A 14,752-nucleotide genomic window follows, 5' to 3' on the forward strand; every position below is an offset into this window, starting at 1 on the left:
TCGTAGGAGTGAACGGAGGGAGCGAATCATGCGTAGCGTATTCGTCTCAGGGATGACTGTGCTCGGGCTGGCGTGCGCACCGGCCATGGCGGCGGCCGGTGTGGCTCACCAGGTCGAGGGGGCCGCGCCGGTGTGGAAGTTGACCAGGGTAAACACGCTGCCCGGGGATGACGTCCTCAATGATGTGACGGTCTTGGGCAACGGGTCGGTGTGGGCGGCTGGTCACCGGGTTGTGAACGGGAAGCAGCGGGGTCTGGTTCAGTGGTTCGACGGCGGGGCGTGGAAAGCGATCCCGAACAGCCCCCCGTATGAGCTGAACGCCGTGACAGCCACCTCCAACAGGAACGTGTGGGTCTTCGGTAACGGCAAGGCCGCGCGCTGGAACGGCCGGGCGTGGACCAGCACCTCACTCGGCGGCGGCTTCTCGGCAAGCGACGCCGACGGAACGAGCGCGAAGGACATCTGGGCGGTCGCCGGGTCCGCAGCCTCGGCGAGGCACTGGAACGGATCCTCGTGGAAGAGCTTCCAGCTGCCGGGCCGCGCCAGCGCCGTCGAAACGTACAAGGCCGGTGACGTTTGGGCGGCCGGAACCAAAGGCAACCGTCCCGCGGTCATGCGCTGGAACGGCAAGTCCTGGGCACTGGTGCCCACCCCCTCGCTCAAACTCCCCGCTCCTGACGCCATCGCGGCCATCATCGACATCGCGGTGCTGGGCCCGCGCAACGTGTGGGCCGTCGGCGGCGTCACCTGGGAAGGAGCCAACGACGAGGGCGACGATGTGACCTTCAGCCGCACCCTGCTGATGCGCTGGAACGGCAGTTCCTGGGTCATCACGATCGGCACCGCCAACGCACAGCCGTACACAGAGGTGGAGCCCGACGGCAAGGGCGGCGTATGGGTCGTACAGAGCCACTGGAACTCCACCCTGTGGCACGTCACAGGTTCAGCTTGGACGGACACCCCGCTCCCACGGAAGGCCCGCACCGACGCCGTACTGTTCTCGATCGCGCGCAGACCGGGGACGGCGACGGTGTGGGGAGCAGGCTTCACGGTGCCGCAGGGCGACCCCGACGACCCCTCGGCCAACGGCTCGTTCTGGCGCACCCTCTGACCAACTGAGCGAGGGCCCAAGATCGGGCAATCAAGGGCCAGGATCGAGCTAGCTCCGCAGGTCTACGCCTCGCCGGACGGCAGACCCACCGGGCAAGCCACGCCCGTACCTACAGGTACGGGACTCAGGATCGTCGTATGGGGTGCGGCTTCCAAGTAACCGATCCAAGTTCTGCGGAACGGGAGGTTCAAGCGGCCGGAACCCGGGGTGTCAGGCGGACCTCGACGTGCGCATCTAGGGCATGTGCCAGGCGCTCAAGGACCGGAAGCGTCGGAATAGTCCCACCTGCCTCGAAGCGGGCCACTGCCGACTGGGTCATATCAGCCCTGCCGGCGAGGTCGCTCTGGCTCCAGCCTCGCGCCTCGCGCATCACCCGGACCGTCTTGCCGAGCTCGTAAGCCAAGCGTGCGGCTTCATAAGCCTCAGCGGCGCCCGGTTCGGTCATTCGACGATCTCTGAGTTCCCGCCAGTCGGATCGCTCACTCATGCCGGCTCCTCCTCGTCGAGACTGTGCGCCTGTTCGATGCAGCGACGCAGGGCTCGGCGGGCGCGCTCGACTTCGCGATTGTCGCGCATCCGACTCTTGTGAAACACCGTTAAGAGCGCAATCCGTCGCTCGACTGGGGACGACCGCTTCCTCCGAGCCATGAGACCCCCGGGAGCCCGGAGGTCTCGAGTAATCCCAGTTATTCCTCCGCAGACCCCGTCAGCCCGGTAGGGCAGCTGATCCCGGTTCCGCCGATGCCGCAGTAGCCGTTGGGGTTTTTTTCCAGGTACTGCTGGTGGTAGTTCTCGGCGTAGTAGAAGTCGGGGGCGGGGGCTATTTCGGTGGTGATGGTGTTGTAGCCCGCCTTGGTGAGGACGGATTGGTAGGCGTCCTTGGAGGCTTGGGCGGACTTTTCCTGGGCGGGGGTGTGGGTGTAGATGGCGGAGCGGTACTGGGTGCCGACGTCGTTGCCCTGGCGCATGCCCTGGGTGGGGTCGTGGGATTCCCAGAAGACTTTGAGGAGTTCCTCGTAGGAGACGCGGGTGGGGTCGTAGACGACGCGGACGGCTTCGGTGTGGCCTGTGTGGCCGGAGCAGACCTCTTCGTAGGTGGGATTGGGTGTGTAGCCGCCCTGGTAGCCGACGGCGGTGGTGATGACGCCGGGGGTCTGCCAGAACTTGCGTTCGGCGCCCCAGAAGCAGCCGAGGCCGAAGTCGGCTATTTCGGAGCCTGGGGGATACGGGGGTGCCAGGGGGGCGTCCAGGACCAGGTGGCGGGGTGCTACCGGCATGCTGGTGGAGCGGCCGGGGAGTGCGTCCTGGGGGGTGATCATGGTGATCTTGTTGGTGCCGAAGATCCAGCCCATTGGGGTCCTCCTTAGGTCCTACCGGGGAAACCGTGGCACCCGGCGGTTTGTTCCATGGGTTAGCGGTGCTTAAGAGTCACAGGAGGTTTGCTTATTTGTGGTAAAGGTCGTAAGCAGTCAAACTGGGGCACATGCCTGAAACACGTCGGGGTCTTTGGTATGGGTTTGCGGCCTATGCCATGTGGGGGCTCTTTCCGCTCTACTGGCCGCTGCTGAAGCCGTCCTCGGCGGTGGAGATCCTGGCGCATCGTATGGTGTGGTCGCTCGTGGCGGTGGTCGCGATCCTTCTCGTACGGCGGCACTGGACGTGGATCCGGCAACTGACGAAACGCCAGCTGGGCCTGCTCACCCTGGCGGCCGTGCTGATCTCCGGCAACTGGGGAACATACATCTTCGCCGTCAACACCGGACATGTGGTGGAAAGCGCGCTCGGATACTTCATCGGCCCGCTGGTCAACATCCTGTTCGGCGTGGTCGTGTTCCGGGAACGGCTGCGCCGCTGGCAGTGGGTGGCCGTCGGTCTTGGCAGCCTCGCGGTGATCATCCTGACCGTGGCGTACGGCCGCCTGCCCTGGATCGCGCTGACCCTGGCCTTCACCTTCGGCCTGTACGGCCTGCTGAAGAAGACCGCCAACGTGGGCGCGGCGGAGAGCCTGACGGTGGAAACCGTGGTCCTGCTGGTGCCCGCGCTCGCCTACCTGGCGCTGCTGGGCGAGGAGAACACCTTCGGCACGCAAGGCACCGGGCACGCCCTGCTCCTCGTGGGTGGAGGCATCGTCACGGCGGTGCCGTTGCTGGCGTTCACGGCGGCGGCGATCCGGATCCCGATGAGCATCATCGGCATCCTGCAGTACATCGCGCCCGTGCTCCAGTTCCTCATCGGCGTGCTGATCGCCCACGAATCGATGCCCGCCAGCCGCTGGGCGGGATTCCTGATCGTCTGGCTGGCGCTGTGCGTCTTCACCTGGGACAGCCTGCGCAACGGGCTGACTTCCCCGCGTGCCGCAACCGAGGCCGCCGACGAAGAGGACCTCCCGGAAACGGCCTTGGCAGCACGCGGCGGCTAAGCCATAGGTCAGCCGGAGCGTTCGACCACGTAGTCGCACAGGTTCATCAGGGCGGTTCTGGCCGGGATGTCGGGCAAGCCCTCCAGCTCCGACTTGCCGCGATCCGCCCAGCGCAGCAGCTCCGCCCGTGCCTGCTTGAGAGCTTCGCTGTCGCGCAGCAGTACCAGCGCCTCATCGACGTCGGACTCGGCCACGGGAGCGGAGATCAACGCCCGCAGCCGGGCTTCCGCGGGCGAGGTCGAGCCCAGGGCGTACAACACCGGCAGGGTGCGAATCCCCTCCCGCAAATCGGTCCCCGGCGTCTTGCCGGAGCCAAGCGTGTCGGAGGCCACGTCGATCAGGTCGTCGCCGAGCTGCCAGGCCACCCCGATGGCCTCGCAGGCGGCGGTCACCCGGGTGATGACATCAGCGGAGGCGCCCGAAAGCAGCGCCCCGAAACGGCCCGACGTGGCGATAAGGGAACCGGTCTTGTCAGCGAGAACGCTCAGGTAATGGGCGATGGGATCGACGCCAGCGGCCGGGCCGATGGTCTCCCTGATCTGACCGCGGACCAACCGGGAGAAGGTCCTGGCCTGGATGCGCACGGCCTCAGGACCCAGATCGGCGAGGAGGTCGGCCGCCTGCGCGAACAGATAGTCCCCAGTGAGGATGGCGACGGTGTTGTTCCACCGCGCGTTGGCCGAAGCCGAACCCCGGCGCACGGCGGCCTCATCCATCACATCGTCGTGGTAAAGCGTCGCCAGATGGGTGAGCTCCATCACCACCGCCCCAGGCACGACCCCCTCGGACGCGGGTTCGCCGAACTGCGCGGCGAGCAGCACCAGCATGGCCCGGAACCGTTTGCCCCCGGCCTCGATGAGATGCTTGGACGCCTCCGTGACGAAGGCGTCCTCGCTCTCCACGCAGGTCCGCAGTAAGCGCTCCACCGCGGCCAGACCGGTGGCCAGATCCTCGGCCAGCCGCTCGTCCACAACAGGCAGATCAACAACGGGCGGCGCGGCCATGGATAAAGCTCCTTAATGAACGAACAACGAGCCCGCGGCCGACTGAGCGAGGTCAAGGACAGGCTGCGGGAAGACCCCCAGCACTACGGTAGCCAACGCGGCGAAGCCGACGACGCTCGCAGTGCCCCAGGACGGCAGGACCACCGAGGGGCCGTCGGGGGCGGGGTCGCTGAAGAACATCAGGACGATGACCCGGACGTAGAAGAACGCGGCGATGGCCGAGGAGACCACGCCGACCACCACGAGCGGCAGCGCGCCGCCGGAGACAGCCGCCTGGAACACCGCGTACTTGCCGAAGAAGCCGCTGGTGAGCGGGATCCCGGCGAAGGCCAGCAGGAAGAAGGCGAACAGCCCGGCCAGCTTGGGCGAACGCTTGCCCAGGCCCGCCCACCGGGACAGGTGCCAGGCCTCGCCGCCCGCGTCGCGGACCATGGTCACGATGGCGAACGCGCCGATCGTGGTGATGCCGTAGACGGCCAGGTAGAACAGGATCGCGCTGAGCGCGAGCGCGTTCTGCTTGGGGTCGGCGGTGATGGCGACCACACCCACCAGCAGGAAGCCGGCGTGCGCGATCGAGGAGTAGGCCAGCATGCGCTTGATGTCGGTCTGCGTGATGGCCAGGATCGCGCCGGCGACCATCGTCAGGATGGCCACCCCCCACATGATCCCGCTCCAGTCCCAGTCCAGGTTGCCCAGGGCGATCCAGAACACCCGCAGCAGCGCGCCGAAGGCGGCGACCAGGGTGCCGGAGGCCATCAGGGCGGTGACCGGGGTGGGAGCGCCCTGGTAGACGTCGGGCTTCCAGGACTGGAAGGGAGCTGCGCCGATCTTGAAGAGCAGGCCGACGCCGAGCAGGGCGGCGCCGGTGTAGAGCAGGGCGTCCTGGCCGCCGACCGTGCCGAGCGCGGTGCCGATCTTCGCCAGGTCGACCGAGCCGGCGAAGCCGTACAGCAGGGCGGTGCCGTACAGGAAGAAGGCCGAGGAGAAGGCGCCGAGCAGGAAGTATTTCATCGCCGACTCCTGGGACAGGAGGCGGCGACGGCGGGCCAGGCCGCAGAGCAGGTAGAGCGGGAGGGACATGACCTCCAGGGCGACGAACATGATGAGCAGGTCGTTCGAGGCCGGGAACAGGAGCATGCCGCCGATGGCGAACAGGGCCAGCGGGTAGACCTCGGTGTGCACGTTGCCCTCGATGAGGGCGCGCTCCTCCTCGGCGGAGCCGGGCACGGCCGCGGCGGCGGGGACGAAGTGGTCCTCGTCGTTGAGGAGCAGCAGGCTGACGAAGGCCAGCACCAGGATGGTGCCCCAGATGAACAGGGTGGGGCCGTCCACGGCGACCGCGCCCATGGCCGACGGCTTGGTCGGCACGCCCTTGACCGTCTGCACGATGACGAGCGCGAACGCGCCCGCCAGGGAGAGCAGGGTGATCGGGATGTGCATCGCCCGGCGCAGGTAGCGCGGGGCGAACGCCTCCACGAGCACGCCCAGAATGGCCGCGCCGAAGACGGTCAGCAGCGGCGCGAGCTGGAGGTACTCGATAGTGGGAGCGTTCACTGGCCCTCCTTGGCGACGGCCGAGGCCGGGGCGGTCACCGAGACGTTGTGGATCGTCTCCTTGACCGACGGGTTGATGACGTCGAGCAGCGGCTTGGGGAAGAAGCCGAGCACGATGATGAGGGCGATCAGCGGGCCGACCACCCAGCGTTCCCTGCTGTTCAGATCCGCCATGCCCTGGACGGACTCCGCGGTCGGGCCGTTCATGGTCCGCTGGTACATCCACAGGATGTAGATGGCGGCCAGCACCACGCCGGTGGCGCCGATGATGGCCGGCACGGCGTAGACCTCGTAGGTGCCCAGCAGCACCATGAACTCGCTGACGAACGGGCTGAGCCCGGGCAGCGAGAGGCCGGAGAGCCCGGCCACCAGGAAGGTGCCCGCCAGGATGGGCGCGACCTTCTGCACGCCGCCGTAGTCGGAGATGAACGCCGAACCCCGCCGGTAGATCAGGAACCCGGCGATGAGGAACAGCGCGCCAGTGGCGAAGCCGTGGTTGACCATGTAGAGGGCAGACCCGGCGGCGCCGTTCTGGGTCATCGCGAAGACGCCCATCGCGATGAAGCCGAAGTGCGAGATCGAGGTGTACGCGATGAGCCGCTTGATATCGGTCTGCCCGATGGCCACGATGGCCCCGTACACGATGCCGATCACGGCCAGCGCGATCACGACCGGAGTCGCCCACTTCGAGGCCTCGGGGAAGAGCTCGAGGCAGAAGCGCAGCATGCCGTAGGTGCCGACCTTGTCCAGCACGCCGACCAGCAGGACCGCGGCGCCCGCCGGGGCCTGCGCGGCCGCGTCGGGGAGCCAGGTGTGGAACGGCCACAGCGGCGCCTTGATCGCGAAGGCGATGAAGAAGCCGAGGAACAGCCACTTCTGCGTGGTCGGGTCCGTGATCGCGCCGATCAGCTCGGGGAACAGGAAGGTGCCCTTGCCGGCGATCACGTAGAGCGCGATCACCGCCACCAGCATCAGCAGGCCGCCGAACAGCGAGTAGAGCAGGAACTTGACCGCCGCGTACGACCGCTGCGCCCCGCCATACGACCCGATCATGAAGTACATCGGGATCAGCATGGCTTCGAAGAACACGTAGAAGAGGAAGACGTCGGTCGCCGCGAAGACGCCGATCATCATCGCTTCCAGCACCAGCAGCAGCGAGAAGTACGTCCGGACCGACCGCTTGCCCGCCTCGGCGTCATGCCAGGAGGCCAGCACCACGATCGGCACCAGGATGGCCGACAGCAGGATCAGCACCAGCGCGACCCCGTCCACGGCGACCGCGTAGTGCACGCCGAAGGCGGGGATCCAGTCGTAGGTCTCGGCGAACTGGAAGCGGTCGCCGTTCGGGCTGAACTGCACGGTCATGACGATGGTGAGCACCATCACGACCAGCGACACCGCGAGGGTGGCCTGCTTGGCGAGCTTGTCGTTCTTGACGAACGCCACGCCCAGCGCGCCCAGCGCGGACACGCCCATCAATATGGAGAGCCAGGGCATCACAAGGTCCCTACGACGAACCAGGCACCGGCCAGGATGGCGGCGCCGACGAAAATGGACAGCGCGTACGAGCGGACGTAACCGGTCTGGATCCGCCGCAACCGCCCTGACGAGCCGCCGATGGTCGCCGCCAGGCCGTTCACCAGGCCGTCCACGCCGCGGTTGTCGAACCAGACGGCGAGCCGGGTCAGCCACTGGCCGGGCCGCATGAACAGCGCCTCGTTGAGGGCGTCGCCGTACAGGTCGCGGCGGGCGAAGGTGGTGAGGAACGAGCCGCGCGGGGCGAGGACGGGAACCTGCTGGCGGCCGTACTTGAGCCAGGCGTAGCCGGCGCCGACCGCGACCAGCGCGAGGGTGGCCAGGCCGACCGGGGCGAACGCGTGGAACGCGGGCAGCTCGTCAGGCCGGCCCACCGCCGGGCCAAGGAAGATCATGAAACGGTTGCCCATGATCAGGAAGGCGCCCAGCCCGGCCGAGCCGATGGCGAGCAGGATCAGCGGCCAGGTCATCACGGCCGGGGACTCGTGCGGCTTCACGCCCTCGTCCCAGCGGCGCTCCCCGAAGAAGGTCATGAAGACCACCCGGGACATGTAGAAGCCGGTGATGCCGGCGCCGACGACGGCCAGCCAGCCGAGGATCGCGTTGTGCTCCATCGCGGTCTCGATGATGCCGTCCTTGGTGAAGTAACCGGACAGCAGCGGGAAGCCGATGATCGCCAGGTAGCCGATCACGAAGGTGTAGAAGGTGATCGGCATGAAGGTGCGGAGGCCGCCGTACTTGCGCATGTCGACCTGGTCGTTCATGCCGTGCATGACCGAGCCGGCGCCGAGGAACAGGTTGGCCTTGAAGAAGCCGTGCGTGATCAGGTGCGCGATGGCGAAGGCGTAGCCGACCGGGCCCAGGCCGGCGGCGAGCATCATGTAGCCGATCTGCGACATCGTGGACCCGGCGAGGGCCTTCTTGATGTCGTCCTTGGCGGTACCGATGATCGCACCGGCGAGCAGCGTGGCCACGCCGACGATGGTCACGACCAGGGAGGCCGTGCCGTCGCCCGGGAAGAAGGCCGCGCCGGAGCGGACCACCAGGTAGACGCCCGCGGTGACCATGGTGGCGGCGTGGATGAGGGCGGAGACCGGGGTCGGGCCCTCCATCGCGTCCAGCAACCAGGACTGCAGGGGCAGCTGGGCCGACTTGCCGCACGCGCCGAGCAGGAGCAGCAGCCCGATCGCGGTGAGCGTGCCCTCCGAGGCCCCACCGGCCTTGGCGAAGACCTCGCCGAAGGCGACGGAACCGAACGAGGTGAAGATGATGAAGATCGCGATGAGCAGGCCGAAGTCGCCGACCCGGTTCACCACGAAGGCCTTCTTGGCCGCCGTCGCCGCGGTCGGCTTGAACTGCCAGAACCCGATCAGCAGGTACGACGCCAGGCCGACGCCCTCCCACCCGACGAACAGCGCGACATAGTTGTCGGCCAGCACCAGCAGCAGCATGGCCGCCACGAACAGGTTCAGGTAACCGAAGAACCTGCGCCGGTCCAGATCGTGCGACATGTAGCCGATCGAGTAAATGTGGATCAGCGCGCCGACCCCGGTGATCAGCAACGCGAACGAGATCGACAGCGGGTCGATCAGCAGCCCCATGTCGGCCACGCCGGGAATGAACTCATACAGCGACACGCCACGGCGGCGCTCCCCGGGCGCGAACCCCAGGATCTGCACGAACGCCAGCACCGCCACCACGAACGACGCCAGCACCATCAGCACGCCGAAGTAGTGGCCGAACTTGTTGGTACGGCGACCGCCCAGCAGCAGGACCGCGGCCCCGAGCAACGGCAGCGCGATCATGAGCCAGCCGACCCCGATCACACCGCCCGGGTTCGAGAGGATCTCAGCGGGTTCCACGGTCACCTCTTAGTGCTTCAGCAGGCTGGCGTCGTCGACGGACGCTGACCTGCGGGTTCGGAAGATCGTCACGATGATGGCCAGCCCCACGACGACCTCGGCGGCCGCCACGATCATCACGAAAAAGGCGATGACCTGGCCCTCGATGTTCCCGTGCTGGCGGGCGAAGGTGACGAACGCCAGGTTGCAGGCGTTGAGCATGAGCTCCACGCACATGAAGACCACGATGGCGTTGCGCCGGGTGAGCACGCCGATGCCGCCGATCGCGAACAGCAGCGCGGACAGGACCAGGTAATGGGTGGTCACTTGGAGTTCTCCCCTTCCGTGATCTCCGCGACGGGGGCCTCAGGCTCCTCCGTGTGCCGCGTGAGGTGCCGGTTGACCGACAGTTTGGAGATCGTGCCGTCGGGGAGCAGCGCGGGCATGTCGATGGCGTTGTGCCGGGCGTACGTGCCGGGGCCCGGCAGCGGGGCCGGGTTGGCGCCGGTCTCGCCGAACGCCGCGAACCGGGCGCGGGACAGGTCCTTCTGGGTCGCCTTCGGCTCGGCGCGCTCGCGGTGCGCGAGGACCATCGCCCCCAGCGCCGCCGTGATCAGCAGCGCCGAAGTGACCTCGAACGCGAAGACGTACCGCGTGAAGATGGCCTCGGCGATGGAGGGCACGTTGCCGACCGCGTCGACCGCGGTCAGGCCCTTCGGCGCGGCGAAGAGCACGTTGCCGAAGCCGAGCGCGAGCAGCGCCGCGAAGCCGAGGCCGGCGATGAAGGCCCAGAAGCGCTGGCCGCGCAGGGTCTCCACCAGCGAGTCCGAGGAGTCCACGCCGACCAGCATGAGCACGAACAGGAACAGCATCATGACCGCGCCGGTGTAGACGATGATCTGCACCGCCGCCAGGAACGGCGCGTCCTGCACCGCGTAGAGCACCGCCAGCGAGAGCATCACCACGCCGAGCATCAGCGCGGAGTAGACCGCCTTGCGGCTGAAGACGAGCCCGAGCGCGGCGGCGACGGAGACCACCGCCAGCACCCAGAACGTGACCGTCTCACCCATTGTCGCGTCCCAACCGGTAGTAGTCCTCTTCGGTCTCCCCGAGGCGCATCGGATGCGGCGGCTGCTCCATGCCGGCCATCAGCGGAGCGAGCAGCATCTCCTTGGTGTAGATGAGCGACTCGCGGGTGGTGTCGGCCAGCTCGTACTCGTTGGTCATCGTGAGCGCCCGGGTCGGGCACGCCTCGATGCACAAGCCGCACAGGATGCACCGCAGGTAGTTGATCTGGTAGGTCCGGCCATACCGCTCGCCCGGCGAGTAGCGTTCCTCGTCGGTGTTGTCGCCGCCCTCCACGAAGATGGCGTCGGCCGGGCAGGCCCAGGCGCACAGCTCGCAGCCGATGCACTTCTCCAGGCCGTCCGGCCAGCGGTTGAGCTGGTGCCGCCCGTGGAAGCGGGGCGCCGTGGGGCGCTTCTCCTCCGGGTAGTTGACCGTGATCGGCTTCTTGAAGGCGTGATGGAAGGTGACGCCGAACCCTTTGACCGGATTCAGGAAGTCGAAGAACTTAGACACTGGGGACCTCCTTGCGATTAGCCCCGTGGTAATGCGGCAGATCCAGGGCCGGCACCGGGAAGCCGCCGGCTTCCGGCCGGTCGCGGAGGCGCTCGAACTCCTCTTCCACCTGCGCGGCCCGCTCCTCGCGCCGCCGCTGCAGCACGGTGTCGAACCGGAAGTAGACGATCATCGCGCCCACCACCACGACCGCCATCACCGTGATCACCAGCGGGCTGTTGTCCACCCGCAGCGCGCGGAAGCTGGCGACCGCGAGGATCCAGGCCAGGTTCAGCGGGATCAGGACCTTCCAGCCGAAGTGCATCAGCTGGTCGTAGCGGACCCGGGGCAGCGAGGCGCGGACCCAGATGAAGCAGCAGAAGATCAGCACCATCTTGATGAAGAACCAGAGCATCGGCCACCAGCCGACGTTGGCGCCGTCCCACAGCGAGATCGGCCAGGGAGCCCGCCAGCCGCCGAGGAACAGCGTGGTCGCGACGCCGGAGACGACGAACACGTTCACGTACTCGGCCAGCATGAACATGGCGAACTTCAGCGACGAGGAGTACTCGGTGTGGAAGCCGCCGACCAGCTCGCCCTCGCCTTCCGGCAGGTCGAACGGGACCCGGTTGGTCTCGCCGAGCATGGTCAGCGCGTAGATCAGGAAGGACGGGAGCAGCAGGATCGCGTACCAGGACGGCAGCGGGATGCTGACGCCGCCGAGGTCGAACGTGCTACCGTCGGCCTGCTTGGCGACGATCTCCGAGGTGGAGAGCGTGCCCGCGTAGAGGAAGACGGCCACGAAGGACAGGCCCATCGCGATCTCGTACGAGACCACCTGCGCGCTGGACCGCAACCCGCCCAGGATCGCGTACGGCGAGCGCGACGCCCACCCGGCGAGCACGATCCCGTACACCCCGATCGAGGCCATGGCCAGGATGAGCAGCACCGCCACCGGCAGGTCGGTCAGCTGCAGCGGCGTCTTCTCCCCGAACATGGACACGACCGGCCCGAACGGGATCACGGAGAACGCCAGGAAGGCCGGCACCGCGATGATCACCGGGGCCAGGAAGTAGAGCAGCTTGTCGACCTTGCGCGGCATGATGTCTTCCTTCAGCCCCATCTTCAGGCCGTCGGCGACGGACTGCAGCAGGCCGAACTTGCCCGCCCGGTTGGGGCCGTAGCGGTGCTGCATGCGCGAGATGAGCTTGCGCTCGGTCCACACGCCGAACAGCACGCCGAGCATGAGGAAGACGAAGATGAACACGGCCTTGATGATGCTGATCCACAGGGGATCGTGGCCGAAGTCCGCCAGCGTGGGCCCGGGGCTGGTCGGCGCCGGGCTGACTAGGAAGGTCATGGCCGCTCCTGTTGGCCGATGATGGTGACGAGGTCCCCGGCCGCGGCCCGCAGGTCGCGGGTGGCCGAGACACCGCCCGAGTTCGCGGGCACCCAGATCACACGGTCCGGCAGGTCGGCGACGCGCACCGGCAGCGTCACGCCGTTGACCGTGACCTTGTCCTGGGCGCCGATCTCGGCGGCGGTGGCCTCCGACAGCAGCGCGACCGCCTCGCGGGCGGTGCCCGCCAGGTACGGCTCGCCGTCCTGGAGTTTCCCGTCGTCGAGCAGCAGCCGCCAGGTGGCCAGCACCGCCTGCCCGGCCTGCGGCACCGCGCCGGATCCGCCGGTCACGATGGGCGCGGCCTGGCGGGAGCCCTTCCAGGCGCCGAGCCCGCCGAGCTCGCGGCGGACCGCGGCGACGTCGGGCAGGGCCAGGTGCACGTCCATGTGGTCGGCCAGCGCGACGATGGCCCGCAGGTCGCTCATCCCGCCGGGCTGGGGGACGGCGGCCTCGAAGGAGCGCCCGCGCCCCTCCCAGTCCACGAACGTGCCGCCCTTCTCGGCGACCGCGGCCACCGGGAGCACCACGTCGGCGCGGTCGGTGACCGCACTGGCCCGGATCTCCAGGCTGACGATGAACGGGGTGTTCTCCAGGGCCTGCAACGCGTGCTGGGGGTCGGGCAGGTCGTAGGGGTCGACCCCGGCCACGACCAAAGCGTCCAGCTGCTCGTCGAGGGCGGCCTGCAGGATGCCGGAAGTGTCGCGACCGGGGGTTTCCGGAAGCGACGTGACGTTCCAGGCCCTGGCCACCTCGGCGCGGGCGTTGGCGTCGCCGACCGGACGCCCTATCGGCAGCAGGTTGGGCAGCGCGCCCGCTTCGAGCGCGCCGCGCTCGCCCGCGCGCCGGGGCACCCAGGCGATCCTGGCGCTGGTCGAGCGGGCCAGCCGGAGCAGCGCCGACAGCGCGCCCCGGGTTCCGGCGAGCCGCTCGCCGGCCAGGATGATCGCGCCTTCGGGGATCGTGCCGCCGCTGTTGGTCAGCTCGCCGATCACCTCGGCCTCTTCGCCGGGGACGGTCCTGATCAGGGTGCCGCCCATCTTGGTCAGGCCGGGCGTGGCGAAGGGGGCCAGCGCATAGACGCGCAGCCCCTTCTTCTCGTGCGCCTTCCTGAGCCGCAGGAAGACGATCGGCGACTCCTCCTCCGGCTCGAACCCGGCCAGCAGCACGGCGGGCGCGCTCTCCAGGTCGGCGTAGGAGATCTCGATGCCCTTCCCGGCCACCGCGTGGGCCAGGAATTCGGCCTCCTCGGCGGAGTGCGCCCTGGCCCGGAAGTCGATGTCGTTGGTGCCGAGGGCGACCCGGGCGAACTTGCTGTAGGCGTACGCGTCCTCGACCGTGACCCGGCCGCCGACCAGCACGCCCGCGCGGCGACCGGCCAGCCCGGCGGCGGCGACCGACAGGGCCTCCGGCCAGGAGGCCGGGACGAGCACGCCGTCGGCGTTGCGGACCAGCGGGGTGCGCAGCCGGTCGGGCTCGGTGGCGTAGGTGAACGCCCACCGGCCCTTGTCGCAGTTCCACTCCTCGTTGACCTGCGGGTCGTCCCCGGCCAGGCGGCGGGTGACCTTGCCGCGGCGGTGGTCGGTGCGCAGCGAGCAGCCGGAGGCGCAGTGCTCGCACGCGCTGGGCGTGGAGACCAGGTCGAACGGCCGCGACTGGAACCGGTAGGCGGCGCCGGTGAGCGCGCCCACCGGGCAGATCTGGATGGTGTTGCCGGAGAAGTAGGACTGGAACGGCTCGCCCTCGGCGACCGCCACCTGCTCCTTGGCGCCGCGCTCGAAGAACTCGATGAACGGGTCACCGGCGATCTGGTCGGAGAAGCGCAGGCAGCGGGCGCACTGCACGCAGCGTTCCCGGTCCAGCAGCACCTCGGTGGAGAGCGGGATCGGCTTGGGGAAGGTGCGCTTCTGCTCCTGGAACCGGGATTCGCCCTGCCCGTTGGACATGGCCTGGTTCTGCAGTGGGCATTCGCCGCCCTTGTCGCAGACCGGGCAGTCCAGCGGGTGGTTGAGCAGCAGCATCTCCATCACGCCGCGCTGCGCCTTCTCGGCGACCGGCGAGGTGAGCTGGCTCTGCACGACCATGCCCTCGGCCACCTCGATGGCGCAGGACGGCTGCGGCTTGGGGAAGCCCCGGCCGTTGCCCGCGTCGGTGATGTCCACCAGGCACTGGCGGCAGTTGGCCGCCGGGTCGAGCAGCGGATGGTCGCAGAACCGGGGGATCTGGATCCCCAGCAGCTCGGCCGCCCGGATGATCATCGTGCCCTTGGGCACGCTGACCTGGAAGCCGTCGATGGTGAGGGTCACCATGTCCACGGCCGCCAGCTCGG

The 14,752-nt window shown here is 68.4% G+C and carries 13 protein-coding genes; 2 read left to right on the forward strand and 11 right to left on the reverse strand.

Going from position 1 to position 14,752, the window contains the following annotated elements; all coding sequences use genetic code 11:
- Positions 1-28: 28 nt before the first annotated feature.
- Positions 29-1,111: a hypothetical protein gene (locus Amac_RS08595; protein ID WP_155353790.1), complete on the forward strand. Its 1,083-nt coding sequence runs from the start codon at positions 29-31 to the stop codon at positions 1,109-1,111.
- A 187-nt stretch (positions 1,112-1,298) separates the two neighbouring features.
- Here the strand turns inward: Amac_RS08595 and Amac_RS08600 are convergent, their stop codons facing one another.
- Positions 1,299-1,598: a helix-turn-helix domain-containing protein gene (locus Amac_RS08600; RefSeq protein ID WP_155353791.1), complete on the reverse strand. Its 300-nt coding sequence runs from the start codon at positions 1,596-1,598 to the stop codon at positions 1,299-1,301.
- A 199-nt stretch (positions 1,599-1,797) separates the two neighbouring features.
- A complete protein-coding gene (gene msrA, locus Amac_RS08605) occupies positions 1,798-2,463 on the reverse strand; it encodes a peptide-methionine (S)-S-oxide reductase MsrA (protein WP_155353792.1) in 666 nt (221 codons plus the stop codon).
- Positions 2,464-2,594: 131 nt separating this feature from the next.
- On the opposite strand from msrA, the gene rarD reads away from it, so the two are divergent.
- Positions 2,595-3,530 (forward strand): EamA family transporter RarD, encoded by a 936-nt coding sequence (gene rarD / locus Amac_RS08610; RefSeq protein ID WP_155353793.1) that lies wholly within the window; start codon positions 2,595-2,597, stop codon positions 3,528-3,530.
- A gap of 8 nt (positions 3,531-3,538) precedes the next feature.
- Here the strand turns inward: rarD and Amac_RS08615 are convergent, their stop codons facing one another.
- The 9 genes from Amac_RS08615 to Amac_RS08655 form a co-directional block, all read right to left on the reverse strand.
- Positions 3,539-4,534 (reverse strand): polyprenyl synthetase family protein, encoded by a 996-nt coding sequence (locus tag Amac_RS08615; RefSeq protein ID WP_155353794.1) that lies wholly within the window; start codon positions 4,532-4,534, stop codon positions 3,539-3,541.
- A gap of 12 nt (positions 4,535-4,546) precedes the next feature.
- Positions 4,547-6,088, reverse strand: coding sequence for an NADH-quinone oxidoreductase subunit NuoN (gene nuoN / locus Amac_RS08620; RefSeq protein WP_155353795.1), 1,542 nt, complete (start codon positions 6,086-6,088; stop codon positions 4,547-4,549).
- Positions 6,085-7,584: an NADH-quinone oxidoreductase subunit M gene (locus Amac_RS08625; RefSeq protein ID WP_155353796.1), complete on the reverse strand. Its 1,500-nt coding sequence runs from the start codon at positions 7,582-7,584 to the stop codon at positions 6,085-6,087. The genes nuoN and Amac_RS08625 overlap by 4 nt, the downstream gene beginning before the upstream one ends.
- Positions 7,584-9,428 (reverse strand): NADH-quinone oxidoreductase subunit L, encoded by a 1,845-nt coding sequence (gene nuoL, locus Amac_RS08630; protein ID WP_174900150.1) that lies wholly within the window; start codon positions 9,426-9,428, stop codon positions 7,584-7,586. The genes Amac_RS08625 and nuoL overlap by 1 nt, the downstream gene beginning before the upstream one ends.
- A 66-nt stretch (positions 9,429-9,494) precedes the next feature.
- Positions 9,495-9,791: an NADH-quinone oxidoreductase subunit NuoK gene (gene nuoK, locus Amac_RS08635; protein ID WP_155350660.1), complete on the reverse strand. Its 297-nt coding sequence runs from the start codon at positions 9,789-9,791 to the stop codon at positions 9,495-9,497.
- Positions 9,788-10,534 (reverse strand): NADH-quinone oxidoreductase subunit J, encoded by a 747-nt coding sequence (locus tag Amac_RS08640; RefSeq protein ID WP_155353797.1) that lies wholly within the window; start codon positions 10,532-10,534, stop codon positions 9,788-9,790. Before Amac_RS08640 ends, nuoK begins: the two co-directional genes overlap by 4 nt.
- The gene (nuoI, locus tag Amac_RS08645) at positions 10,527-11,045 is read right to left on the reverse strand and encodes an NADH-quinone oxidoreductase subunit NuoI (RefSeq protein ID WP_155353798.1); all 519 of its coding nucleotides are present in this window, start codon (positions 11,043-11,045) and stop codon (positions 10,527-10,529) included. The genes Amac_RS08640 and nuoI overlap by 8 nt, the downstream gene beginning before the upstream one ends.
- Complete coding sequence (nuoH, locus tag Amac_RS08650; protein WP_155353799.1) at positions 11,038-12,384, reverse strand: NADH-quinone oxidoreductase subunit NuoH; 1,347 nt, start codon at positions 12,382-12,384, stop codon at positions 11,038-11,040. The genes nuoI and nuoH overlap by 8 nt, the downstream gene beginning before the upstream one ends.
- A complete protein-coding gene (locus tag Amac_RS08655) occupies positions 12,381-14,732 on the reverse strand; it encodes an NADH-quinone oxidoreductase subunit G (RefSeq protein WP_246268194.1) in 2,352 nt (783 codons plus the stop codon). The genes nuoH and Amac_RS08655 overlap by 4 nt, the downstream gene beginning before the upstream one ends.
- Positions 14,733-14,752: the final 20 nt, after the last annotated feature.

Origin of the sequence: Acrocarpospora macrocephala (assembly GCF_009687865.1) — a bacterium.
GTDB lineage: Bacteria > Actinomycetota > Actinomycetes > Streptosporangiales > Streptosporangiaceae > Acrocarpospora > Acrocarpospora macrocephala.

What these genes read in the sequence shown, in the direction of transcription:
- nuoH (WP_155353799.1), bottom strand. Translation starts at nt 12,384, where the DNA reads ATGACCTTCCTAGTCAGCCCGGCGCCGACCAGCCCCGGGCCCACGCTG.
- Amac_RS08640 (WP_155353797.1), bottom strand. Translation starts at nt 10,534, where the DNA reads ATGGGTGAGACGGTCACGTTCTGGGTGCTGGCGGTGGTCTCCGTCGCC.
- Amac_RS08595 (WP_155353790.1), top strand. Translation starts at nt 29, where the DNA reads ATGCGTAGCGTATTCGTCTCAGGGATGACTGTGCTCGGGCTGGCGTGC.
- nuoL (WP_174900150.1), bottom strand. Translation starts at nt 9,428, where the DNA reads ATGATCGCGCTGCCGTTGCTCGGGGCCGCGGTCCTGCTGCTGGGCGGT.
- rarD (WP_155353793.1), top strand. Translation starts at nt 2,595, where the DNA reads ATGCCTGAAACACGTCGGGGTCTTTGGTATGGGTTTGCGGCCTATGCC.
- Amac_RS08655 (WP_246268194.1), bottom strand. Translation starts at nt 14,732, where the DNA reads ATGGTGACCCTCACCATCGACGGCTTCCAGGTCAGCGTGCCCAAGGGC.
- Amac_RS08615 (WP_155353794.1), bottom strand. Translation starts at nt 4,534, where the DNA reads ATGGCCGCGCCGCCCGTTGTTGATCTGCCTGTTGTGGACGAGCGGCTG.
- Amac_RS08625 (WP_155353796.1), bottom strand. Translation starts at nt 7,584, where the DNA reads ATGCCCTGGCTCTCCATATTGATGGGCGTGTCCGCGCTGGGCGCGCTG.
- msrA (WP_155353792.1), bottom strand. Translation starts at nt 2,463, where the DNA reads ATGGGCTGGATCTTCGGCACCAACAAGATCACCATGATCACCCCCCAG.
- Amac_RS08600 (WP_155353791.1), bottom strand. Translation starts at nt 1,598, where the DNA reads ATGAGTGAGCGATCCGACTGGCGGGAACTCAGAGATCGTCGAATGACC.